Origin of the sequence: Palleronia sp. LCG004 (assembly GCF_032931615.1) — a bacterium.
Lineage (GTDB): Bacteria > Pseudomonadota > Alphaproteobacteria > Rhodobacterales > Rhodobacteraceae > Palleronia.
On the sequence record NZ_CP136759.1, the window covers coordinates 2,851,400 to 2,874,689 of the forward strand.

A 23,290-nucleotide genomic window follows, 5' to 3' on the forward strand; every position below is an offset into this window, starting at 1 on the left:
GGACGTCTCAGGTGATCGAAACCTCCGCAATCATCCTCGATGCTCCCCGCGCGCTCGGCCTCGGTCCGGCAATGCTTCGCGATCCGCAGGACGGTGACGTGGTAATCGATATCCTGCATTCGGGCATTTCCACCGGCACGGAGAAACTTTTTTGGACCGGCGAGATGCCCCCCTTTCCCGGAATGGGCTACCCGCTCGTCCCCGGTTACGAATCGGTGGGCGAGGTGGTGGACGCGCGACCGGGTGCGGGGATTGCGATCGGAACGCGCGTGTTCGTGCCGGGGGCCGATTGCTATGACGGGCTGCGCGGCCTCTTCGGCGGGGCGTCCCGGCGGATCGTGACGCCGGCCGCTCGGGTTACGCCGATCGACCCGGAACTCGGACGCGACGGTGCGATCCTCGCGCTTGCCGCGACGGCGCGGCACACGATCGCCGGTCTCAGGACCGACTTGCCAGACCTGATCGTTGGCCACGGAACGCTCGGCCGCCTTCTGGCGCGGTTGACCGTGCTGGCCGGCGGATCGCCTACGATCTGGGAGGTCGACCCTTCACGGCGCAGCGGCGCGCGCGGCTACGAGGTGATCGATCCCGCGGGCGACGAGACACGGAATTACGGCACGATCTTCGACGCATCGGGCCGCGCCGATCTGCTGCCCGAACTCATCGGGCGCATCGCCAAGGGCGGCGAGATCGTGCTCGCGGGCTTCTACACCGACCCGATCAGCTTTGCCTTTCCGCCTGCCTTCATGAAGGAGGCGCGGCTCCGCGTCGCCGCCGAATGGACCCCCTCCGACATGCGCGTGGTGACTGATCTGGTCGGCTCCGGCGCGCTCGACCTCGGTGGGCTCGTCACGCATTCGGCACGGCCCGACGATGCCGTCGCGGCCTACGAGACGGCCTTCACCGATCCGGCCTGTCTCAAGATGATACTCGACTGGAAGGACGTGGCATGAGCCTCGACGATCCGAACACCCCGAACCTTCGCGACTACGACGCCAAGCTGCGCGACGAGGCGGCCGAGCCGTCGCTCGAGGTGCCGCAATCCGAGCCGACGAAGCACACGCAGATCATCGCGATCTACGGCAAGGGCGGCATCGGCAAATCCTTCACCCTCGCCAATCTCAGTCACATGATGGCCGAAGAGGGCAAGCGCGTCCTGCTGATCGGGTGCGATCCGAAATCCGACACGACCTCGCTCCTCTTCGGGGGCAAGGCCTGCCCGACGATCATCGAGACCTCGACCCGCAAGAAGCTTGCCGGCGAGGAGGTGAAGATCGGCGATGTCTGCTTCAAGCGCGGCGGCGTCTTCGCAATGGAGCTTGGCGGGCCCGAGGTCGGCCGCGGCTGTGGCGGGCGCGGCATCATCCACGGCTTCGAACTGCTTGAGAAACTCGGCTTCCACGACTGGGATTTCGACTACGTTCTGCTCGACTTCCTGGGCGACGTGGTTTGCGGCGGCTTCGGCCTGCCCATCGCGCGTGACATGGCGCAGAAGGTCATCCTCGTCGGATCGAACGATCTGCAAAGCCTCTACGTCGCAAACAACGTCTGCTCGGCTGTCGAATATTTCCGCAAGATGGGCGGCAATGTCGGTGTCGCGGGTCTTGTCGTGAACAAGGATGACGGGTCGGGCGAGGCGCATGCCTTCGCCGAAGCCGTGGGCATTCCGGTTCTGGCCGCGATCCCGGCCGACGACGATCTGCGCAAGAAATCCGCGAACTACCAGATTGTGGGTTCGCGTGCCTCGCCTTGGGGTGGCCTCTTCGCCGGGCTGGCCGAGGCCGTGGGGGTGGCCCCCGGCCTGCGCCCCGCGCCCCTCGATCAGGACGGTCTGCTTGGGCTTTTCGACAGCAAGGACACGGGCGGCGACGTGGTACTCGAACCCGCGAGCGATGCCGACATGCGCGGCAAGAAGGGAGTGGCGAAGGCCTCGCTCGAGGTGATCTACGACGAGGTCTGAGTTGAGAGCGCCGGGGGCCAGCCCCCGGACCCCCGGAGTATTTCAGGACAGATGAAGGACGATATGACCCGCAAACCCGAATATGACGAAAGCCCGGAGACGCAAGTAGCGCCCGAACTTGCCGTCGATCCGGAGGCGGGCGACGGGCTCGGATGCCATGCTGGCGCAGGCCGGATGGAAGCGGCAGCGCGCGCGGCGGGTCAGAGCGAACTTCTCGACCGCTACGCCGCCGACTACCCCCGGGGCCCCCACGACAAGCCGCAGAGCATGTGCCCCGCCTTCGGGTCGCTGCGCGTGGGGCTCAGGATGCGGCGGGTTGCGACGGTGCTGTCGGGCTCGGCCTGCTGCGTCTACGGGTTGAGCTTCGTGAGCCATTTCTACGGCGCGCGCCGCTCGGTCGGTTATGTGCCTTTCGATTCCGAAAGCCTCGTGACCGGCAAGCTCTTCGAGGATATCCGCGAGAGCGTCCACGACATGGCGGATCCCGACCGTTACGACGCCATCGTGGTCACCAATCTTTGCGTCCCGACCGCGTCCGGCGTTCCGTTGCGACTCCTCCCAAAGGAGATCAACGGCGTCCGTATCATCGGCATCGACGTGCCGGGCTTCGGCATTCCGACCCATGCCGAAGCGAAGGATGTCCTTGCGGGGGCGATGCTGAAATACGCGCGGGAAGAGGCCGAGGCCGGTCCCGTCGCGCGCCCCGCCGCCCATCGCGACGACCGCCCGCAGGTCGCGCTCCTTGGCGAGATGTTCCCGGCCGATCCGATGATGATCGGCGCAATGCTTGCGCCGATGGGTCTTGCCGCCGGTCCGGTCGTGCCCTGCCGCGAATGGCGCGAACTCTACGGCGCGCTTGATTGCGAGGCGGTCGCGGCGATCCACCCCTTCTATACCGCGGCCATGCGCGAATTCCGCGCGGCGGGACGTCCGGTCGTGGGCTCCGCGCCCGTAGGTCGCGACGGCACGGCCGACTGGCTCGCCGGCATTGGCGAGGCGTTCGGGATCGCGGCCGACAAGGTCGCGGCCGCGCAGAACCAGTTCCTTCCCGCGATCGAGGGCGCGCTTTCGGGTGCCAGGATCGACGGCACGATCACGCTGTCGGGCTACGAGGGCAGCGAGCTTCTCGTGGCGCGTCTTCTGGTCGAGAGTGGGGCGGAGGTTCCTTACGTCGGCACCGCGTGCCCCCGCACACCCGAGAGCGAAGCGGACCGTCAATGGCTTGAGGCGAAGGGGGCCAAGGTCGTCTATCGCGCCTCGCTCGAGGATGATCTCTCGGCGATGGAAGGCCTGCGCCCGGACCTCGCCATCGGCACGACGCCCCTGGTGCAGAAGGCCAAGGAGCTGGGCGTCCCGTCGCTCTATTTTACCAACCTCATTTCGGCGCGTCCCCTGATGGGGCCTGCCGGGGCCGGATCGCTCGCACAGGTCGTGAATGCCGCCATGGGCAACCGCAACCGGATGGCGCGGATGAAGGCCTTCTTCGAGGGTGTTGGGGAAGGCGATGCAACAGGTGTCTGGCAGGGCGAGCCGAACCTGCGGCCCGATTTCCGCGCCCAGAACCTCAGGAAACTCGAACGTCAGGCCAAGGCGCGCAAGGCGCAGGAAATGATATGACGCGTCCGCTCGCCATCCCCCGGCCTTTCGGCCGCAGCCTCCTGGCTCTCTGTCAAAGGGGCCTGTCATGCTGATCCAGGATCACGACAGGGCGGGCGGCTACTGGGGCGCGGTCTATACCTTTTGCGCGGTCAAGGGGCTGCAGGTCGTGATCGATGGCCCCGTCGGCTGCGAGAACCTGCCGGTGACGAGCGTCCTGCACTACACTGACGCGATGCCGCCGCATGAACTCCCGATCGTCGTCACCGGCCTCGGCGAGGACGAGATGGGTTCGGGCACCGAAGAGGCGATGAAGCGCGCTTGGGAGGTCCTCGATCCGGCACTTCCTGCGGTTGTCGTGACGGGCTCCATCGCCGAGATGATCGGAGGCGGCGTCACGCCGCAGGGCACCAGCATCCAGCGTTTTCTTCCCCGAACCATCGATGAGGACCAGTGGCAATGCGCCGACCGCGCGATGACCTGGATCTTCACCGAATGGGGCATGACAAAGGGGCGCATGCCACCCGAGAAGAAGCGCGAGGAGGGCGCGGCCCCGCGCGTCAATATCCTCGGTCCGATCTACGGCATGTTCAACATGGCCAGCGATCTGGCCGAGATCCGCCGCCTGGTCGAGGGGATCGGGGCCGAGATCAACATGGTCATGCCGATGGGCGCGCATCTGGCCGAGATGCGCAACCTCGTGAATGCCGACGTCAACGTCTGCATGTACCGCGAATTCGGACGCGGCCTCTGCGAGGTGCTGGGCAAGCCCTATCTGCAGGCCCCGGTCGGGATCGACTCGACCACGCGGTTCCTGCGCAAGCTGGGCGAGCTGACCGGCCTCGACCCCGAACCCTTCATCGAGCGCGAGAAGCATTCGACGCTGAAGCCCGTCTGGGATCTCTGGCGGTCGGTCACGCAGGATTTCTTCGGCACCGCCGAATTCGCCATCGTCGCAAACGAGACCTATGCCCGTGGCATCCGCCACTACCTTGAGGACGAGCTCGGCTTTCCCTGCGCGATGTCGGTCTCCCGCGTGGCGGGCAAGAAGACCGACAACGACGAGGTGCGCGCGACGCTCCACGCCAAGCGGCCGCTGGTCGTCATGGGCTCGATCAACGAAAAGATGTATCTGGCCGAGATGAAATCGGGCCACGGCCCGAGCCCCGCCTTCATCCCGGCGAGCTTTCCGGGGGCTGCGATCCGGCGCGCCACTGGCACCCCCTTCATGGGCTATGCCGGCGCGACCTACCTTCTGCAGGAAGTGTGCAACGGGCTCTTCGACGCGCTCTTCCACATCCTGCCGCTCGGCTCCGAGATGGACAGTGCCGAGGCCACGCCCGCTAATACCCGGCGCGATTTCCCATGGGATGCCGACGCCCAGGCCGAGCTCGACCGCATCGTGGCCGAGCATCCCGTCCTCACCCGCATCTCCGCGGCGCGCAGCCTGCGCGACGCGGCCGAGCGCAGGGCCCTCGCCCATGGCGACGAAAGGGTCGTGCGCGACACCGTCAGGGCGCTCGCGCCCGCATCGAGTTCCAATCCGGAGGATAAAGCATGAGCGACATGACGAACCAGATGGCTTCGATGGCACCCGCGCGAGGCCGCGCGCAGCCGAAGGCCGAGTTCTACGCCTACTTCGCCCTGATCTTCGCCGCGACCCTCCCGCTTGCCTGCCTGACCTGGCTGCTGATCGCTGCACGGCAGATGCGCATGCCTGAGAAGGGACCGATCTCGCGCGCGTGGAGCCAGGCCCGCATCATCACGCCGATGATCTTCTCGGCCTGAACCATGACACGCGTACGCTACGCCATGCACGGGGGGATCCTCCGTGCGCGATGCCCCCGAAACGGGCACGCGCGGCGCGCGCAAGAATTCTGCCGGGCAAGGCCCGGAAGAAGTCCGGCAGGAGCCGGAACCCGGCCGCGGGGCCCCGCGGCGTCAGCTTGGCGATCCGAAGGAGAGTTAAATGGCTGATAGAACCGACCTGTCGTTCACAGGTCTTACCGACGAGCAGGCGCAGGAACTGCATTCCGTCTATCTGAGCGGGCTCTGGCTGTTCTCGGCCGTGGCCGTCGTTGCTCATATCGCGGTGTTCATCTGGCGCCCGTGGTTCTGAGGAGGGACGCGTAATGGCAAAGTTCTACAAGATCTGGCTGGTCTTCGACCCGCGTCGCGTCTTCGTCGCGCAGGGTGTCTTCCTGTTCCTGCTGGCGGCGATGATCCACCTCGTCCTGCTCAGCACCGACAGGTTCAACTGGTTCGAGCAATCCGCTGCCAAATACGGCACCGGCAACGTCACCGTCGTGGACTGATCTCGATCCGAAACCCGTCACGGGCGGCCCTTCCGGTCGCCCGTGGCACCCCCGCGACGGCCCGCGCACCGGACGCCGCCACAGATACGGAGTAGGAAGATGGCACTGCTCAGCTTCGAGCGTAAATATCGCGTGCCGGGGGGCACGCTCATCGGCGGCGATCTGTTCGACTTCTGGGTCGGTCCGTTCTTCGTGGGCTTCTTCGGGATCACGACCGTGTTCTTCGCGGGGCTCGGGACGATCCTCGTCTTCTACACCGCGGCGATCCAGGGGGTCTGGAATCCCTGGCTCATCTCGGTCAATCCGCCGCCGCTCTCCTACGGGCTCGGGGCCGCGCCGCTCGAGATGGGCGGGCTCTGGCAGATCATCACGATCTGCGCGCACGGGGCCTTCGTTTCCTGGGCGCTGCGCGAGGTCGAGATTTGCCGCAAGCTCGGCATCGGTTTCCACGTGCCTGTGGCCTTCGGCGCGGCGATCGTTGCCTACACCACGCTGCAGGTGATCCGCCCCGTCCTCATGGGGGCCTGGGGACACGCCTTTCCCTACGGCATCTGGAGCCATCTCGACTGGGTGAGCTACACCGGATACCTCTACGGAAACTTCCACTACAATCCCGCGCACATGGTCGCGGTGACGTTCTTCTTCACCACGTGCTTCGCGCTTGCGCTCCACGGATCGCTGATCCTGTCGGCCGCCAATCCCGAAAAGGGCAAGGTGATGCGCAATCCCGATCACGAGGACACGTTCTTCCGCGACTTCATCGGCTATTCGATCGGGCCGCTCGGCATTCACCGGCTGGGACTGCTGCTCGCGATCAACGCGGGCCTCTGGAGCGCGCTCTGCATCGTCATCTCCGGCACGATCTGGTTCGACCAGTGGGTCGCCTGGTGGGACTGGTATCTCTACCTGCCCTGGTGGGCGGATATGTAAGGAGAGCTGAACATGCCCAATTATCAGAACATCTTCACGCAGGTTCAGGTCGCCGGTCCGCCCGAGCTCGGCATGGTCGAGGATGCCGACCTGCGCGACCGCACCGATCGCGCGCGGTTCTCCCAGCTCCTCGGCTGGTTCGGCAACGCGCAGATCGGGCCGATCTATCTCGGCCCCTACGGTATCGTGTCGCTCATCACGGGGGGGCTCTGGTTCTTCCTCGTGGGCATCAGCTTCTGGGTGCAGGTCGATTTCAACCCGGCGCTGTTCTTCCGCGACCTCTTCTACCTCGCGCTCGAGCCGCCCGCGCCCGAATACGGTCTCGGCTTCGCACCACTCTGGGAGGGGGGGCTCTGGATCATCGCCTCGGCGCTGCTTCTCGTCGCGGTCATCTCGTGGTGGATCCGCTCCTACGTGCTGGCGGCGCAGCTCGGAATGGGCAAGCATGTCTGCTGGGCCTTCGCGAGCGCGATCTGGCTGTTCCTCGTGCTGGGCCTGATCCGTCCGATCCTCATGGGCAGCTGGTCCGAAGCGGTGCCCTACGGCATTTTCCCGCATCTCGACTGGACCAACCTTTTCTCGCTCAGCTACGGCAACCTCTTCTACAATCCGTTCCACGCGCTCTCGATCGTGTTCCTCTACGGCTCGGCGCTGCTCTTCGCGATGCATGGCGGCACGATCCTTGCAGTGGGCCGCTATGGCGGCGACCGCGAGCTGGAACAGATCGCCGATCGCGGCACGGCTTCGGAACGCGCCGGCCTCTTCTGGCGCTGGACGATGGGCTTCAACGCTACGATGGAGGGGATCCATCGCTGGGCCTGGTGGTTCGCGGTGCTGACGACGCTTACCGGCGGGATCGGCATCCTGCTGACCGGCACGGTCGTCGACAACTGGTTCGTCTGGGCGCAGGAGCACGGCTACGGCGCGGCGCAGAACTACGTGCCGGCACGCACGCCGGAAGAGTTCATGATCTACCAACCCCCGGGCATGGAGTGATATCGAAATGGCCGATCTCAAGAAAATGGTGACCGATCCCAGGATCCCGAAGCCTCCGCAATGGTTCATGCGGGATTCGCAGCCGTCGCTTCACATGTGGATCTTCTCCCAGATGTGCCTGGGGGCGTTCTACGCGGCGATCGTCTTTTTCGGCGTGATCGGTTTCATCCTGATCCTGCGCGCGATCAGCTATCTGCTGCCCGAAGATCCCTATGCGGCGATCGATCTCATGCAGCGCGCAACCGGGATCGCCTGATCCAAGCCGGGGGCGCGCCGGCCGGCGCGCCTCCCCTCAGCCGGGAAAGAGGGCCGCGACCTCGGCATCGAAATTCGCCCAGCTCATCGTGGCCTTGTTGCCGGCATAGCCGTGGTAATGCGACTGTCCGGACGAATTCGGCAGCCCTGCCCAGATCTTCGCGAGATTGTTCATGAAGGCGTGCCGCGTGATCTGGCCCGCGCGGAAAGCCGTCAGTCCCGCATCCTCGAGCAGCAGGTTCGCGAGTTGGTCCTGTACCTCGGGCGAGAATCGCGTCCGCGTGTCGAGCCCCGCGCGATTGACCAGTGCCTTCAACGTCTTGGGAATGAACTGGTACCGCCCGATCGCGTGCGGCTGGCCCGGCGTCGCGGCGATCCACTCATAGATATCGGCAAGCGTCATCTGGGTGGGCGGTCTCGACGGCTTGCGCGTCGCGCCGTGCTGTACGGCGTCGTATTCCATCGAACCGGCCTCGGCACGCGCGATGATGTGGCGCAGCTGTGCGACCGGCGTTCCGCCCTGATGGACGATCCCCGCGGCCGAGGCGACGGCGTTCGTCACCCGCGCGGGTTCGGATCTCGGAGCGAAGAATCCCGTCTCGGCGCGATCCGCGAAAAGGCTCGCCACCTGCAGCCGCGCCTCGGGCTCGGAGGGGCTGTCGTCGATGACGAAAAGCGGCGCGCGGTCGGAAAAGAGCGATCCCCGGGGGGCCATGACGGTTTCCTCGGCCATGGCCATCATCGGGGCCACGGCCATCACGGCCACGGCCATTCCGCGCACAATCCTCATCTACCCGCCTCATCCTTCTGACCAAGACGGGGAGATCAATGAGGCAAACGAATTACGATTCGCTTTCGCGAAAGCCGAGAATTAGCCGAAAATCTCAGAGGTAGGAGGTGACGCGCGTTCCGAGCTTCACGTTTGGATAGAGCTCGCTCACATCGTCATTGGTCAGGCGGATACAACCCGAGCTTACCGCCGTTCCGATCGTCCAGGGCTGGGGCGTTCCGTGAATGCGATACATCGTGTCGCGTCCCCCGCGATAGAGATACATGGCCCGCGCGCCCAGTGGGTTGTCCGGTCCGCCCGGCATGCCGCCCGCGTATTTCGTGTATGTCTCGGGCTCGCGCCGGATCATGTTCGCCGTGGGGGTCCAGCTCGGCCATTCCTCCTTGCGGCGGATAACCGTGTCACCGCCGAGATTGCGGCCCTGATCGCCCACAGCGATGTGGTACTCGCGGGCAAAGCCGGGTGCGCGTACGTGGTAGAGCGAGAAATATTCCGGAAAGATGTGGATCGTGTCGACATCGACATCCGGCCGGATTTCGACGTTGCGCGCCGACATGGACGCCCTCGACGTGTGCGGCAGGCCTGCGTGACCCAGAACGGCGGTCGGACTAGCCGCGAGCGCGAGGCCCGTGGCGATGAAGTGACGTCTGGTCAGCATGGCAGTGCCCCCGAGAACAAATTGACGACGATGACCGGCACGGGGTGCCGGCCGCATATTCCCCCGTTTCGCAAACTCCACTCAACCCGAAAGGGTTTCCCCCCGATTACCGCTAGACGAGATCGCCGAAGATCGCGCCCGCATGCCGGTCGAGATAAATCCGCATCCACGGTGTGAACCGCTGCGGCGCGGCCGCGATCTCGTCGCGCAACGCGGGCAGGGGGCACCAGCGCGTCTCCGAGACCTCATCCGGATCGGGGGCCAGCGCGATCTCGCGCGTGGCCTCGGCGGTGAAGAGCTCGACCACCTCGTGCTCGACGAGGCCACCGCCCACCGGCGCGCGGTACTCGACGCGGTCGCGATGGACGAGGTCGAGGCCTCCGATTCCCAGTTCGTCGTCCAGACGCCGATGCGCGCAGGCCTCGGGGTCCTCCCCCCAATGGGGGTGCGTGCAGCAAGTATTCGTCCAGAGCCCGGGCGTGTGGTACTTCCCCTCGGCGCGCCGCTGCAACAGCACCGCGTCGCCATCCAGCACGAAGACCGAGATCGCGCGGTGCCTGAGCCCCCGGCGGTGCACCTCGAGTTTCTCGACCGGTGTGAGCGTGCCGTCGACCCAGGCCGGGATCATCAGCTCAGGCATAGGTCCGGGGCACGAGGCGCAGCAAATGCGCCATGTTCTTGGCACCGATCCTGAGATGCGCCATCGGGCGGGCGCGGACCAGCTTCTTGTTCATGTAGGCCTCGAAGGTCAGGCGCTGCACGTCGACGTCGTGGCAGAGCGAGACGAACCGCTCGCGACGCTCGTCCGACTTGTAATATGCGTTCTGCATCGTTCTGAGGACGTGGAAGACGGTCTTGTGCTCCTTCATGAAGAGCTTGCGCGCCAGCCTCAGATCCTTGGCCTTCCCTGAGACGAGGGCCGCTTGCGCAGCCGTTGCCGCGACCCGTCCGCCCACCATCGCATAATAGATCCCCTCGCCCGAGGAGGGGGCCACGACGCCCGCCGCATCGCCCGCGAGCACGACGTCGCGGCCGTTGTCCCACCGGTCGAGCGGCTTCAGCGGAATGGGGGCACCCTCGCGCCTTATCGTCTCGCACCCGTCAAGCCCCGAGGCCACGCGCAGGGCAGCCGTCGCCTTCTTCAGATCCACGCCGTCGACGCCGGTGCCCATGCCGACGCTCGCCTGCTCGCCATGCGGAAAGACCCAGCCGTAGAAATCGGGACTGATCGCGCCGTCATAGACCACGTCGCAGCGCATCGGATCGTAGTGTTCGGATCGCGGCGGCGACTTGATGATCTCGTGATACGCGATGACGTAGGGGATCTTGTCGCCGCCCGGCACCTCGCCGCGCGCGACGTTCGATCTTGCACCGTCCGCCCCGATCACGAGGCGCGTGGGCAGGTGTCGTTCCTCCCCCGTCGCCTTGTCGCGATAGATCACCGCCGTCGCGTCGCCGCGCAGGATCTTCTGGAAGGTACCGGTCAGCCGCTCCGCCCCGGCCTCCACCGCCCGCATGCGGAGGAATTCGTCGAAATGCTCGCGATCGACCATGCCGACGAAGCCGTTCTCGATCGGGATGTCGACGGCGCGGCCCGTGGGCGAGATCATCCGCGCGGTGCGGATCCTGGCGACGAGCTGATCGTCGGGAATCTCGAAATCGGCGATCAGGCGGGGCGGGATCGCGCCGCCGCAGGGCTTGATCCGTCCTGCCTTGTCGAGAAGCGCGACCTTCCGGCCCGCGCGGGCAAGATCCTCGGCGGCGATGGCTCCCGATGGCCCGCCCCCCACGACGACGACATCATACATCCCCGACCCCCTCCGTTCCGATATTCGGAGCGCGCGGCCGCGTGACCTTGCGCCCCTCCATGATGCGCGAGGCCATGATCGCGGCACCCACGAAGAGGCAGGCTTCTCCCGCAAAGACGATGCCGAAGGCGGGCCCCGCTTCCATCCCGAGCCGCAGCAGGTCGACGAGTGCCGCGCCGGCAAGGCCGCCGAACCCGGCGGCGATGGCCTGCGCGGCCCCCCAGAGGCCCATGCGCGTGCCCTCGCGCGCGCTGCGCCCCTCACCTGCAAGCGCCATCATCGACCCGATGGCCGCGACCGCGAACATGCCGTTGAAGACACCCAGCGCGATCGTCGCGGGCAGAAGCAGCGCGGCACCCAGCTGACCGATCGCACCGATCGCCAGAAGCGCCGCGGCCGACCCGAGGCACCCCGCCACGACCCAATCCCTGAGCGCGCCGATCCCGAACCCCGTCGCAAGGATCCCGACGGCGAGCATGCCGACGAAGACACCGCCGTTCTGCGCGCCCGAAAGCTGCGTGGATTGCCCCGGCGTGAAGTCGAAGACGAGACCCGCATAAGGTTCGAGGATCAGTTCCTGCATGAAATAGGCGCACATGCTGAGGAAGACGAAGATCGTGAAGGCCCGTGCCTTCGGTTCGGACCAGATTTCCGCCAGCCCTTCGCGGAAGGGCATCCGCTTTTCGGTCGCGGGGGCGGGGGCGAGGCCGCGCTCCACCCCCCAGGTGGCAAGGAAACTCAGCACGAAGGCCCCGAGGCAGACGACGGCCACGATCTCGAGCAGCAGGGCGGGCGAATAGGGGTCGAGCGCCGCACCCACGAGGCCTGCGGTCACGGCGATCCCCGCGATCATCATGAGCCATGTGATCATCGCCGCGGCCGGGCGGCGTCGCGGCTCGGTTGCGGTGGCGAGCAGCGCGAGGAGCGACGTGCCCGACGCGCCGACGCCGACGCCGATCAGCGCATAGGCCAGCACCGACAGGCCGAGGCCCATCTCGAAACTGTCCTCGAGCGCCACCACGCCGAATGCGGCCAGCATCCCTCCCGCGCCCAGCATCGCCATGCCGCCGAGGATCCAGCGTGTGCGATTGCCGCCCGTATCGCTCAGGAAGCCCCAGTTCGGGCGCGAGATCTGGATGCCGTAATGCAGCGCAACGAGCAGCCCCGGCAGCACCGCCGGCAGCGCCAGCTCGACCACCATCAGGCGGTTGAGCGTGCTGGTCGTCAGCACCACGATCGAGCCCAGCGCCATCTGCACGAGGCCCAGCCGGACGATGGAGAGCCACGAGAGCGTCACAGCACAAGGTCCCTGATCGCGAAGGCCGTGACCATCATCCCCGTGACGTAGAGCGTGACGCCGGTCGCGTTGTACCATGGCGCGCGCCCCTCGGGGTCGCGCAGCAGCACGCGCATCGCCGCGAATTGTCCCAGAAGCGCCACTCCGACGACGAGGGCAAAGATCGGCCGCCCCCAGACCAGCAGCATCGCGACGACCAGCGCCTGCGGCAGCGCCATGACCGTGCAGGCGAGCTTCGCCGCAACCTCCGGCCCCTTCACCACGGGAAGCGACCGGATGCCCATCCGTCGGTCGCCCTCGAGCGCCTTGAAATCGTTGAGGACCATGATCCCCTGTGCCCCGACCGCGTAAAGCAGCGCCACGAGCACCACGAAGAACGACGGTGCGCCGGCCGACAGCACGGCCGCCCCGGTGAACCATGGCAGCCCTTCGTAGCAGAGGCCGACAAGCGCCGGTCCCCACCAGCCCGACCGCTTGAGCCTGACGGGCGGCGCGGAATAGGCCCAAGCGGCGATCACCGCCACGCAGGTCGCGCCGAACCCCCAGGGCCCCAGCATCCAGCCGAGCCCGAGCGCCGCGACGCTCATCAATATCGCGAGCGCCAGTGCCACCCGCGCCGAGACGCGGCCCGACGGGATCGGACGTTCGGGCTGATTGATCGCATCGACATGCCTGTCGGCCCAGTCGTTGGCCGCCTGGCTCATCCCGCAGACGACCGGCCCTGCAAGCAGGACACCCAAAATCACCAATGGCCAGGCTTCTCCGGGCCAGATCCCGGCCGAGACGATGCCACAGAGATAGGCCCAGATGGGCGGAAACCACGTCACGGGCTTCAGCAATTCCAGCAGCGCGAGCGGCTCGGCCCTCATGGGGTGCGGGTGTAAGTCGGAATTGACACTCATGAAGCGAGGAAACACCACGCCGGTCATTCCCGCAAGCGTTTCACGCGGAAATGCCTGCCCCAGTGGCGGCATGACGCGGGGCGAAGTCGGTGTGTCGGGTGTGAAACGGTCCGGCCCCGCCGGGCCGGAAACCTAGCGATAGATCATGTCGACGCGGTCGAAGGCCCCGAGCGCGTAATCCTCGCTGAACATCTCGTGATCGGCCTTCAGCCGGTCGGCGGCTTCCTCGGCCCAGCGGACCATGTCGGCAAGGAACAGCTTGCGCGGCGAGGCGGCCTCCATGATCGACGGCTCGACATCGTAGTCGATCTTGCCCAGATCGTCGGAAAGCGCATGCGCCTGGGCAAGCGCGGCCCCGCAGGCGCGGGCGTATTTCTTCCACGTGCCGTAACTCAGATCGTCGAGGTCGATATCGTCGCGGAAGGGCGCGCGCTCCCGGCTCATGAAGCTCTCGCCGTCGATCTCGACGGCGCCGTAGAAGATGTCCCCATGCGCGAGCTGCACGGTCTGCCCGTGCGCGATCCGGTCGGCCTTGGAGCCCGCGTCGAATTCCGACGGTGGCACCAGCCCCTCGAGCGCAGAACGGCGTGCGCGCTTGAACTCGATGATGAGATCGTCGGTCGCGTCCTTCGACGGCCCCTCGATCAGCACGTAATATCGCGGCAGGCCCAGCGACGCGGTGCCCTGTCCGTGCCGCACGCAGACATCCTTGACCTTCAGCTCGCCCGCGCGGTCGTGCTTGGCAAGATCCTTGTCCTTGGCGAGCGTGTCGATCGCCTTCTGGAACTTCCCGACCTCGCTCGAGATCGGCTGCAACTCGTCATCGGCACGGAATCCGCGGCCGTTGGGCTTCAGGTAATCGTCCCAGAGCCAGTCGCGGCGCTCCTCCCAGGCCTGCTCGAACAGCTTTCGGATGACCTTGGGGGAATTGTCGATGCGCCAGCTGTCGTTCTTCTCGGTCGCGTGGTCGGCATAGTCCTGCATCGCGTCGAGATAGCCTTCGACGAAGGCCTTCATGACCTTGCGCCGCTTCTTGCGCTTCATGCCCGCGACTTCCCGCGCGGCGATCCAGAACCCCACCGCGCCGCGCTTCATGTCCCAGGTGAAGGGGGCATAGATCACCTCGTCGAAATCGTTGACGCCGAAGATCGGCGCTCCGTTCACGTCGGGCATGACGCCGAAATTCTCGGGATGAACGTCGCCCAGCGCCATGACGCTCGGCATATGCGCGTCCTCTCCCACCAGATCGCGGTAGAAGAGCAGCGCGGTGCCCCGGTAGAACTTGAAGAAATCCCCCGACAGAACGTCGAACTTGACCGACGCGCCGTGATTTCGCTGTTCGATCCGCGTCGCGTGATCTTCCCGCAGGGTCGAGCGGACGTGATGCCGCCGCGCGGTCCCCGTCAGCATCCTCGGCGGGACGATCACCTCGCGTCCGGCGATCCGCTCCGCGAGGTCGCGGAACAGCTCGACCCGCTGGCCCGCCTTGTGGGAGGCAGGCTTTTTGACGGTTTCGGTCTTGGTGGATCGCGTCTTTCGTGTCTTTCCCGACTGGGCCATGTGCGGCTCCTCCCGTGGATGGCGCGGCATCGTGCACATCCATTGATCTGGGCCGAAGGGAAGCTCGGGCAAGTTTCAGACGAAAACGGCGCGCCGCTCCTGCTGGCCCACGTCGAAGACGCGCTTGTACCGCGCGACCTCATCGGCCGGTCCCATCGCCTTTTCGGGATTGTCCGAAAGCTTGACCGTCGGGCGTCCGTCGGCCGACACCGCCTTGCAGACGAGTGAGAAGGGCGCGAGCGCGTCGTTCTCGGTCAGACCGCGGAAATCGTTCGTCAGCAGCGTGCCCCAGCCGAAGCTCACCCGGACCCGGCCGGCGAACTGGTGGTGCAGCTCGGCGATCTTGTCGTCGTCGAGCCCGTCGGAAAAGATGACGAGCTTGCGGCGAGGATCCTCGCCGCGCTCGCGCCACCAGCGGATCGCGGTCTCGGCCCCCGCCGCGGGATCGCCGCTGTCGATGCGGATGCCGGTCCACCCCGCCAGCCAGTCGGGCGCATGTCTCAGGAACCCCTCGGTCCCGTAGGTGTCGGGCAGGATCACGCGCAGGTTGCCGTCATGTTCCTCGTGCCAGTCCGACAAGACGTCGTATGGCGCGCGGGCCAGCCCCTCGTCCGTCTCGGCGAGGGCCGCATAGACCATGGGCAGCTCGTGTGCGTTCGTCCCGATCGCCTCGAGGTCCCGGTTCTTGGCGATGAGGCAGTTCGACGTGCCCGTGAAACTCTCGCCCAGCCCCTCGTGCATGGCCTGCACGCACCAATCCTGCCAGAGAAAGGAATGACGTCGCCGCGTGCCGAAATCGGCGATCCTGAGCCCGTCGAGCCCGCGCAACCGCTCGACCTTTTCCCACAGCTTGGTCATCGCGCGGGCATAGAGGACCTGAAGCTCGAACCGGCCCATGTCGTTCAGGACCGCGCGGCTCCTCAGCTCCATCAGGATCGCAAGGGCCGGGATCTCCCAGAGCATCACCTCGGGCCACGACCCCTCGAAGGTCAGCTCGTACTGGTCGCCCTTCGTCTCGAGCTGGTAGGGCGGCAGGCGCAGGTTCTCGAACCAGTCCATGAATTCCGGTGTGAACATCTGCCGCTTGCCGTAGAAGGTGTTGCCGCGCATCCAGGTCGATTCCCCGCGCGCCAGCGACAGCGATCGCACATGGTCGAGCTGCTCGCGCAGCTCGCCCTCGTCCACCAGCCGGGCAAGTGGCACGGACGTGGTGCGGTTGATCAGGCTGAAGCGCACCTGCGTATCGGGCCGCTGCCTGAACACCGACTGACACATCAGCAGCTTGTAGAAATCGGTGTCGATCAACGAGCGGACGATCGGATCGATCTTCCACTTGTGGTTCCAAACGCGCGCGGCGATATCCGCCATTCCCGGCCTCTCCCTCCTGAGCCCGGGCATATGTGCATGCCCCGCCGCGGGGGGCAAGCCCGCGAGGCTTTTCCAATACTTGCCGGCATGCTACCGATTGACCCCGAAATTCAGCTTCGAAACGGTGACATGGATACAGACCATTCCTTCATTCGCGAGATCGCCGACATCCAGGCGGTCGAACAGGTATCGCCGATCCTCGATGTCTGCACGCGCGTGACCGGAATGCGGTTCGCCGCCGTGACCTGCATCACCGGCGATCAATGGACCGTCTGCGACGTCGTCGATCATCTGGGCCTCGGGCTCGAACCCGGTGCCGTGCTCGACCTCGACGAGACCTTCTGCAAGGCGGTGCGCGAGACCGGCGCGCCCGTCACGATCGACGATGCCGAACGCGACCCCTCCCTGCGCGACCACGCAGTCTATCGCCGCTTCGGCGCGCGCAGCCATATCGCGGTGCCGATCGTGCGCGCCGACGGCACGCTCTTCGGCACGCTCTGCGCCCTCGATCCCGACCCCAAGGAGCTTTCGCAGAGCGGCATCGTCGCCATGTTCGAGCTCTTCTCGCGAATGATCGCCAACGCGCTCGATGCGAACGACCATCTCAGGGACGAGCAGAACAGCGCCGCCCTGCGCGAGGAATTCATCGGCGTGGTGGGCCACGACCTGCGCAACCCGATCTCGGCGCTCTCGGCCGGGCTGCGCATGATCGAGCGGACCGGCACGGCCGATCCCGGCCTCACGGCCGAGATGCGACGCGCCATCGACCGGTCCTTCACGATCATCGACAACCTGCTCGACCTGACGCGCGGACGGCTCGGAAACGGGATCGACGCCGAGCTGAAGCCCGTGGACCTTGCCCAGATCGTCAGCGACGTCGCGGGCGAACTCCGGATCGCCGGCGAGGTCGAGATCCGGCTCGACCTCGATCTCCCGCCCCTCGTCGTGTGCGATCCGCAAAGATTGGGGCAGCTCGTCTCGAACCTCATCTCCAACGCCGTCGATCACCGCGATCCCGGCACGCCGATTCATGTCGAGGCGCAGCAAGTACGCAACCATATCCGGCTCTCGGTCACGAATCATGGTCGTCCGATCCGGCGCGAGGAACGCTTCAAGCTGTTCCTGCCCTTCCAGAGAGGCGAGAACGGCGCACAGGGGGGGCTCGGCCTCGGCCTCTATATCGCGTCGGAGATCGCCAAGGCGCATCGCGGACGCATCGCCGTCCGTTCCGACGACGGTACCACGACCTTCACGCTCACCATGCCGGCCGAACTCGGCTAGTCGGGATCGACCCGCCCGCGCAGCGACTTGACGCTCCCGCGGGCCTTCTTCGCGTCGAGTCTGCGCCGCTTCGATCCGAGCGTGGGCCGCGTCGGGATGCGGCGCTTGGGCTTCTGCGTGGCGGCGCGGACCAGATCGGCCAGCCGCTCGCGCGCGATCTCGCGATTGCGGGCCTGATGGCGCGTCTCGCTCACCTGGATGAGAAGCGCGCCCTCGTTCGTCCAGCGCCGCCCGGCAAGTCGCCTCAGACGCGCCTTCACCGGCCCCGGCAGGTTCGGAGAGCGTTCGGCCTCGAACCGCAATTCGACTGCGGTGGAAACCTTGTTGACGTTCTGCCCGCCCGGTCCACCCGAGCGGGTGAACTGCTCGACGATTTCCCAATCCTCGATCGTGATCGTGTCGGTGATGCGCAGGCCCATGGAGGCATCATAGGGGCAGCGGCGCAAACGAAAAGGGCCGTCGATCGGATCGACGGCCCTTCGAATGTTTCGGAGATGGGCCAGTTAGGACTGGTGCCCAATCATGGAAATGTCGCCCGCGGGGCTGCCCTCAGGCGATGCCTCCCATAACTGTTCCGACCTCGTTCTCCACCATCATTCTAGACACTGGACCACCTCCTTTCGTTGATTTCCGATACCCCGACGTTGCCACAGATTTTGCGTTTGTCAAAACTTTTTACGCAAGCCGTGGTCTCAGGGCCGTGACCACCATTCTGAAGGGCACGAGCGCGATCAACGCGAGCGCCAGCTTCACGCCCCAATCGGCCAGCGCGAGACTGATCCAGAGGGGGGCCGCAGGGCCGACGCCCAGGATCGGCAGCACCTCGTTGGCCCAGCCGACATCGTTGCCCGGCTCGAGAAAGACGAGCGCCGCGCTGAACGCGACGGTAAAGAAGATGGCGGTGTCGACCGCGGATCCGACCAGCGACGAGACCAGCGGCGCGCGCCACCAGCGCCCGCCCCTGAGCCGATCGAAGAGCGCAACGTCGAGAAGCTGCGCCACGAGGAACGCGCTCGCCGATCCGAGCGCCACCCGCCAGGTGACGAGCGGCCCGAACTCCCCCTCGATCCGGGTGCCGACGAAGGAGCAGGCCAGCCCCACGACGAAGCCCGCCAGCACGACCTTGCGCGCGTCGCGCGCCCCAAGCAGGCGGTTGGTGAGGTCCGTGACGAGGAAGGCCAGCGGATAGGTGAACGCCCCCCACGTCAGCCATTGACCGAAGAGGATCTGCACGAGGATGTTCGAGGCCACGACGATTGCGGCCATGGCAAGGATGCCGGGAAGAAGGCGGGTCATGTCTGGATCCGTTTTGACAAGGTGACCGGAGACTTGGTGCGTCCCGCTTTCGCGGGCGACGGAGCCCGATAGCCCAGGATGGCCCCGCCGCGCAAGTCTCGCTCAGTCGGGGACGGAGTATTCCACGATCTCGGTCCGTTGCAGCGCGATGAAGTTGTCGTCCGAGATCATCGTCAGACGAAGATGTCCCGCGTCGTCGCGCCAGACCGACAATCCCTCGAGATTGTCGTGCTCCCGCAGGGCGCTCTCGAACAGGATCTCGTCCGACAGGACCTCGTCTCCGTCGAGCTCGATCCGCCGCACGCGCGACTGGAACCCGATGCCGAGGAACCGCCGTTCGAGCACGTAGAGCCGCCCGCGATCGTCGAAATCGGCCTCGACCAGCGCGTATCCCCGATCCTCGAGCGTGAAGGCCAGATCCCATTCCTCGCCGTCGAGCCGCCAGACCGGGAAGGGCAGGCCCCCCGGCGCGACCTCCGGCATGGTATAAAGCGTGCCGTCCTGCGAGATCGCCAGCGCCTCGAGCGCGCCGTTATGGCTCAGAAGGTCGAAATCGGGATGGCGGGGCAGATCTGTCGGATGCACCCCGTCATAGCGCCAGACACGCGATGCGCTCCCCTCGAACGAGATGTAGACATCGCCATCCGGCCCGACGGCGAGCCCCTCGCTGTCGCCGTAATCCTGGCTCATCCTGTCGCCCTCGAGGTCCAGCAGCCGCTCGATCGGGCCTGCCTCGATCCCGGTGATGACGCCGTCCTCCCGCAGGATCCGGCCGCGCACGATCCGCGACCGGTCGGAAATCGCGACGAATTCCGTGCCGTCCTCGCTCAGCTCGATACCCGAGAACCCGCCATGCCCCTCGGCATCGCGGTCCCAACGGTAGGCCCCGACGAGATCGGCCGCGCCCGCGGGCACGGCCGAAATCGTCAAGAGCGTCCCGAGGATCAGCGCACGAGTACGGCTTGGCATGCTTGCGGCAGATCGGCCACGCGAAGCTCACCGCGCGGCTGGGCGGGGCGGGCATCGGGATCGGCGGGGGGCGCGGGGCGCGGGTTCAGGATATTGTCGACCCAGGCCTGCGCGTCGGCGCAGCCATCGCCCGGCGGCGGCGGGTCCTGGTTCACGCAGCCCTCGGCCCCGTCGGGGCAGGTGAGCCTCACGTGGAAGTGATAGTGGTGCCCGGCCCAGGGCCGCACCTTTCGCAGCCAGTCGCGGTTGCCGGTCTCCTCTGCGCACATGCGGACCTTGGCACCCGGAAAGATGAAGATGCGTGCCGTGCGCGGGTCCTGCGCCGCCGCCTTGACGAGTTCGTGCTGGAAGGATCCCCAGCGCGCGTTGGTATAGGCCCCGGCCGCGCGCCGCATCGACACGGCCGACAGGTCCTCGCGCTGCTGACGGCTCAGGCCCAGCGTCGCGGGCATCAGCCAGATATCGGCGTCGAGGCCGCTCTGATGGCTGGCATGTCCCGATGTCATCGGCCCGCCGCGGGGCTGGCTCATGTCGCCCACGTAGATGCCGTTCGACGCGGGATGCGACGCCATCTTGCGCGACAGGCGCTGGACCATGTCGATCGTTTCGGGATGGGCCCAGTTGCGGTTGCGGCTGAGGCGCATTGCCTGCCATGTCGGCCCGGTCTCGGCCAGCTGCTGCGCGCCCGCGACGCAGCCGCGCGAATAGCCGCCATAGGGTGCAGCCGGAAGGTTCGAGCCGGTCGCCGCCACCCCGAAGAGGCTTTTGGCGACCGCGTTGCGATCGACCGCGACGCCGCGCATGTCGGGTTCGGGAACCGTCGCGGTTCCGCAGGATGCGAGCGCGAGCGCCGCGGCCATCAGGATCGTGGGAAGTCTCATGCTGCTCGATCTCCGTCGGGTTTCACCCAGACTAGCAGAACCAGCCCGATTGCGAAGAGCGCGATGAGCGGTGCGATGCCCCAGTGTTGCGATCCTGTCAGCGAGGTCGCGAGGGCGATCGAGAGCGGGGCCAGGAACGACGTGGCCTTGCCCGCCAGCGCATAGAGCCCGAACCCTTCGGTCATGCGGCCCGGATCGCCCTGGCGCACCATCATGGTCCGGCTCGCTGCCTGCAGCGCGCCGCCCGCGGCCCCGATCGTCGCGCCCACGATCATGAAGGCCATGTCGGGCGTGCTCGACCCGATGCTCTGTTGCGTGCCGAAGACGCTCTCTCGCGAGATGAACATCGCGGCCAGCACGCACAGGATGAGCGTCACGACGCAGGTGACGATGACCGGAAGCGGCCCGAACTTCTGGTCCGCGCGGCCGCCCGCCCAGGCAAAGATCGCGCCCGTGACGATCGCGATGATGCCGAACGTGCCGGTCTGGACGACGCTCCAGTCAAGGACGCCCGCCGCAAAGATCGCGCCCAGCGCGTAGGTCCCGTTCAGCCCGTCGCGATAGAACATGGACGCCGCGAGGAACGCGAGGCGCGACGGCGTCCGGGGCAGGTCGCGGATCGTGCGCCGAAGATCCGACAGCGCGGTCGTGACGTCCCGGCTCGAGGCGCCGCGCCGTGGGCGCGGATCGCGCACCCAGAGGAAGAATGGCACCATGAAGACCATGTACCAGATTGCCGTCAGCGGCCCGATGAAGCGCGTTCCCTCGCGCGCGGTGCCGTCGAGCCCGAAGAGGGGCGCGATCCCGATGAGCGTGCGGCCCGTCGCCGCATCCTCGGCGAAGAAGGCCAGCGCCAGGATCAGCGCGACGAGCCCGCCTACATAGCCGAACGCCCACCCGTCGCCCGAGATGCGTCCGATCCGCTCGCGCGGGGCGAGCTCGGGCAGCATGGAGTTTGTGAAGATCGTCGCGAATTCCATCCCGACGAGTCCGAGGCAGAACCCCGCAAGCACGGGCACCAGCGGCAGATCCTCCGGTGTCGCCCACCAGACCGACGCGGCCCCCGCGACGTAGAGGACCGAGAAGATCGCGATCCAGCGCATTCGTGTGCCTGACCGATCGGCGATCGCCCCCAGGACGGGCGCGACACAGGCGATGACGATACCCGCCGCGGCGATGGCGAAGCCCCAGACCGACTGCGCCCGCGCGCCGTCGCCGAGGATCGACTGGATGTAGGGCCCGAAGATGAAGGTGATGAGCAACGTGTTGTAGGGCTGGCTGGCCCAGTCGAAGAAGAACCATCCCCAGATGCGCTTCCGTGCGGTTTCGTCCCGTGCCTGCGTCATCGTCCCGCCTCGTGTCTTTTTTCGGCATAGAAACACGAGCGCTGCGCGCTCTGCCAGCCCTAGCGCGGCCCGTCTTCGTCCTGCATCGGTGGCCAGGGTCGTTCGCCCTCGGCCTCGCCCCAGGCGGTGATCCAGCCCGGCAGCGGCGGAGAGGCCGTGCCGCCCAGGATCTCCGTGGCTGTCGCCGTCGGGACAAGCCCGTTTCGGTCGGTCAGCGCATTGCGGAAAAGCCCGTGCGAGGTGCATGTACCGCCGACCCACATGCCCTGCTCGAGATAGAAGAACCGCGCATCCCAGCCGACCAGCCGCGAGCGCATCTCGATTTCGTCCCAGAGCCGCACCCGCTTGCGATAGCGTACCGAGCTGCCGGCGACCGTCCCGACCCATCGCCGCTCGCGCATCTTCCCGACAAGGCCCAGCCGGTAGAACAGCGCGACCCGTCCGAGATCGTAGAGCGTGAGCGTGCGGCCGTTGTTGAGCTCGCGGAAGATGTCGAGATCGTGCGGCCAGCAGCGAAGCCGGCTCACATGCGTGTCGAAGGTCCCGAGCGGAGCCGCGCGCTTCGCGGCCCGGATCTCGAGGCCCATGCGGAGGAAGGGATACATCACGGCTCTCCTTGCGCGGCCTTGCGCGGACTGGCCCCGGGGCGCGTCGCGGTCAAGGCTTGCCGCCGCGTCGCGGTGTCATTAGATCGGGGCGGAGCGCAAAATAAGGGGCCCTCATGACATCGCTTCTCCAGATCCTGCTGCTGATTCTCGACGTCGTGTGGTTCATCATGATCGCGCATATCGTGATGTCGTGGCTCATCAACTTTCAGGTGCTGAACCTCCGCCAGCCCCTCGTCGCGCAGATCTGGGACGGTCTCACGCGGCTGCTAGAGCCGCTCTACGGGCCGATCCGGCGGATCCTGCCGCCGATGGGCGGGCTCGACCTCGCGCCGCTCATCGCGCTGATCGGGGTCTACGCGATCCGGATCATCCTGATGAACAACGCCGCCGCCTTCTACTGAGGCGGCGCACCCGGACCGACTGCCGGGACATGCGTATTTGAGAAAGCAAAGAGGGGCGGGGCACGCGTGAGGC

General features: G+C 66.6%; 26 protein-coding genes. 12 read left to right on the plus strand and 14 right to left on the minus strand.

Translation table 11 applies throughout. From position 1 onward, the window contains the following. Nucleotides 1-14 precede the first annotated feature (14 nt). From bchC to pufX, 10 genes are all read left to right on the plus strand, one after another. Entirely contained in the window at nt 15-953 is a 939-nt protein-coding gene (bchC, locus tag RVY76_RS13935) for a chlorophyll synthesis pathway protein BchC (protein ID WP_317376779.1), read from the plus strand. Then, a complete protein-coding gene (locus RVY76_RS13940) occupies nt 950-1,960 on the plus strand; it encodes a chlorophyllide a reductase iron protein subunit X (protein ID WP_317374780.1) in 1,011 nt (336 codons plus the stop codon). The genes bchC and RVY76_RS13940 overlap by 4 nt, the downstream gene beginning before the upstream one ends. Nucleotides 1,961-2,023: 63 nt before the next feature. Continuing rightward, nucleotides 2,024-3,577 (plus strand): chlorophyllide a reductase subunit Y, encoded by a 1,554-nt coding sequence (gene bchY / locus RVY76_RS13945; protein ID WP_317374782.1) that lies wholly within the window; start codon nt 2,024-2,026, stop codon nt 3,575-3,577. 67 nt (nt 3,578-3,644) lie between these two features. After that, on the plus strand, nt 3,645-5,117 hold the full coding sequence (gene bchZ, locus RVY76_RS13950; RefSeq protein WP_317374784.1) for a chlorophyllide a reductase subunit Z: 1,473 nt from the start codon (nt 3,645-3,647) through the stop codon (nt 5,115-5,117). Further along, a complete protein-coding gene (gene pufQ, locus RVY76_RS13955) occupies nt 5,114-5,344 on the plus strand; it encodes a cytochrome PufQ (RefSeq protein ID WP_317374785.1) in 231 nt (76 codons plus the stop codon). Before bchZ ends, pufQ begins: the two co-directional genes overlap by 4 nt. A gap of 181 nt (nt 5,345-5,525) precedes the next feature. Continuing rightward, nucleotides 5,526-5,675, plus strand: a complete 150-nt coding sequence (pufB, locus tag RVY76_RS13960) for a light-harvesting antenna LH1, beta subunit (RefSeq protein ID WP_317374786.1) — start codon at nt 5,526-5,528, stop codon at nt 5,673-5,675. A gap of 13 nt (nt 5,676-5,688) precedes the next feature. Further along, the gene (pufA, locus tag RVY76_RS13965) at nt 5,689-5,871 is read left to right on the plus strand and encodes a light-harvesting antenna LH1, alpha subunit (RefSeq protein ID WP_317374787.1); all 183 of its coding nucleotides are present in this window, start codon (nt 5,689-5,691) and stop codon (nt 5,869-5,871) included. Nucleotides 5,872-5,970: 99 nt separating this feature from the next. After that, a complete protein-coding gene (gene pufL / locus RVY76_RS13970; protein ID WP_317374789.1) occupies nt 5,971-6,801 on the plus strand; it encodes a photosynthetic reaction center subunit L in 831 nt (276 codons plus the stop codon). Nucleotides 6,802-6,813: 12 nt separating this feature from the next. After that, nucleotides 6,814-7,797, plus strand: a complete 984-nt coding sequence (gene pufM / locus RVY76_RS13975; protein ID WP_317374790.1) for a photosynthetic reaction center subunit M — start codon at nt 6,814-6,816, stop codon at nt 7,795-7,797. Between the two features lie 7 nt (nt 7,798-7,804). Next, a complete protein-coding gene (pufX, locus tag RVY76_RS13980) occupies nt 7,805-8,053 on the plus strand; it encodes an RC-LH1 core complex protein PufX (protein ID WP_317374791.1) in 249 nt (82 codons plus the stop codon). 36 nt (nt 8,054-8,089) lie between these two features. Here the strand turns inward: pufX and RVY76_RS13985 are convergent, their stop codons facing one another. From RVY76_RS13985 to pncB, 8 genes are all read right to left on the minus strand, one after another. Continuing rightward, complete coding sequence (locus RVY76_RS13985) at nt 8,090-8,842, minus strand: hypothetical protein (RefSeq protein WP_317374792.1); 753 nt, start codon at nt 8,840-8,842, stop codon at nt 8,090-8,092. Nucleotides 8,843-8,936: 94 nt separating this feature from the next. Next, nucleotides 8,937-9,500, minus strand: coding sequence for a L,D-transpeptidase (locus tag RVY76_RS13990; RefSeq protein ID WP_317374794.1), 564 nt, complete (start codon nt 9,498-9,500; stop codon nt 8,937-8,939). 112 nt (nt 9,501-9,612) lie between these two features. After that, nucleotides 9,613-10,140, minus strand: a complete 528-nt coding sequence (idi, locus tag RVY76_RS13995; protein WP_317374795.1) for an isopentenyl-diphosphate Delta-isomerase — start codon at nt 10,138-10,140, stop codon at nt 9,613-9,615. After that, complete coding sequence (locus RVY76_RS14000; RefSeq protein WP_317374796.1) at nt 10,133-11,308, minus strand: geranylgeranyl diphosphate reductase; 1,176 nt, start codon at nt 11,306-11,308, stop codon at nt 10,133-10,135. The genes idi and RVY76_RS14000 overlap by 8 nt, the downstream gene beginning before the upstream one ends. Beyond that, nucleotides 11,301-12,605 (minus strand): BCD family MFS transporter, encoded by a 1,305-nt coding sequence (locus RVY76_RS14005; protein WP_317374798.1) that lies wholly within the window; start codon nt 12,603-12,605, stop codon nt 11,301-11,303. Before RVY76_RS14005 ends, RVY76_RS14000 begins: the two co-directional genes overlap by 8 nt. After that, nucleotides 12,602-13,507: a chlorophyll synthase ChlG gene (gene chlG, locus RVY76_RS14010; protein WP_317376780.1), complete on the minus strand. Its 906-nt coding sequence runs from the start codon at nt 13,505-13,507 to the stop codon at nt 12,602-12,604. The genes RVY76_RS14005 and chlG overlap by 4 nt, the downstream gene beginning before the upstream one ends. A gap of 132 nt (nt 13,508-13,639) precedes the next feature. Next, a complete protein-coding gene (locus tag RVY76_RS14015) occupies nt 13,640-15,067 on the minus strand; it encodes a DUF2252 domain-containing protein (RefSeq protein ID WP_317374799.1) in 1,428 nt (475 codons plus the stop codon). A gap of 75 nt (nt 15,068-15,142) precedes the next feature. Next, the gene (gene pncB / locus RVY76_RS14020; RefSeq protein ID WP_317374800.1) at nt 15,143-16,435 is read right to left on the minus strand and encodes a nicotinate phosphoribosyltransferase; all 1,293 of its coding nucleotides are present in this window, start codon (nt 16,433-16,435) and stop codon (nt 15,143-15,145) included. A gap of 129 nt (nt 16,436-16,564) precedes the next feature. Between pncB and RVY76_RS14025 the strand changes: the two genes are divergently transcribed. Beyond that, nucleotides 16,565-17,716, plus strand: coding sequence for a GAF domain-containing sensor histidine kinase (locus tag RVY76_RS14025; RefSeq protein WP_317374801.1), 1,152 nt, complete (start codon nt 16,565-16,567; stop codon nt 17,714-17,716). On the opposite strand, the gene arfB is transcribed toward RVY76_RS14025, so the two are convergent. From arfB to RVY76_RS14055, 6 genes are all read right to left on the minus strand, one after another. Next, nucleotides 17,713-18,135, minus strand: a complete 423-nt coding sequence (gene arfB / locus RVY76_RS14030) for an alternative ribosome rescue aminoacyl-tRNA hydrolase ArfB (protein ID WP_317374802.1) — start codon at nt 18,133-18,135, stop codon at nt 17,713-17,715. The genes RVY76_RS14025 and arfB overlap by 4 nt on opposite strands. A 256-nt stretch (nt 18,136-18,391) precedes the next feature. Next, complete coding sequence (locus RVY76_RS14035) at nt 18,392-19,012, minus strand: queuosine precursor transporter (protein ID WP_317374803.1); 621 nt, start codon at nt 19,010-19,012, stop codon at nt 18,392-18,394. Nucleotides 19,013-19,114: 102 nt separating this feature from the next. Beyond that, nucleotides 19,115-19,981, minus strand: a complete 867-nt coding sequence (locus RVY76_RS14040) for an esterase-like activity of phytase family protein (RefSeq protein WP_317374805.1) — start codon at nt 19,979-19,981, stop codon at nt 19,115-19,117. Further along, on the minus strand, nt 19,957-20,862 hold the full coding sequence (mepA, locus tag RVY76_RS14045; RefSeq protein ID WP_317374807.1) for a penicillin-insensitive murein endopeptidase: 906 nt from the start codon (nt 20,860-20,862) through the stop codon (nt 19,957-19,959). Before mepA ends, RVY76_RS14040 begins: the two co-directional genes overlap by 25 nt. Further along, nucleotides 20,859-22,208 carry an MFS transporter gene (locus RVY76_RS14050; RefSeq protein ID WP_317374809.1) on the minus strand — a complete coding sequence of 450 codons (1,350 nt, stop codon included), beginning with the start codon at nt 22,206-22,208 and terminating at the stop codon, nt 20,859-20,861. The genes mepA and RVY76_RS14050 overlap by 4 nt, the downstream gene beginning before the upstream one ends. A gap of 59 nt (nt 22,209-22,267) precedes the next feature. Next, the gene (locus RVY76_RS14055; protein ID WP_317374810.1) at nt 22,268-22,813 is read right to left on the minus strand and encodes an acyl-CoA thioesterase; all 546 of its coding nucleotides are present in this window, start codon (nt 22,811-22,813) and stop codon (nt 22,268-22,270) included. A gap of 116 nt (nt 22,814-22,929) precedes the next feature. Here RVY76_RS14055 and RVY76_RS14060 point away from each other — a divergent pair, with 116 nt between their 5' ends. Next, entirely contained in the window at nt 22,930-23,217 is a 288-nt protein-coding gene (locus RVY76_RS14060; protein ID WP_317374811.1) for a YggT family protein, read from the plus strand. The last annotated feature ends 73 nt before the right edge of the window (nt 23,218-23,290 follow it).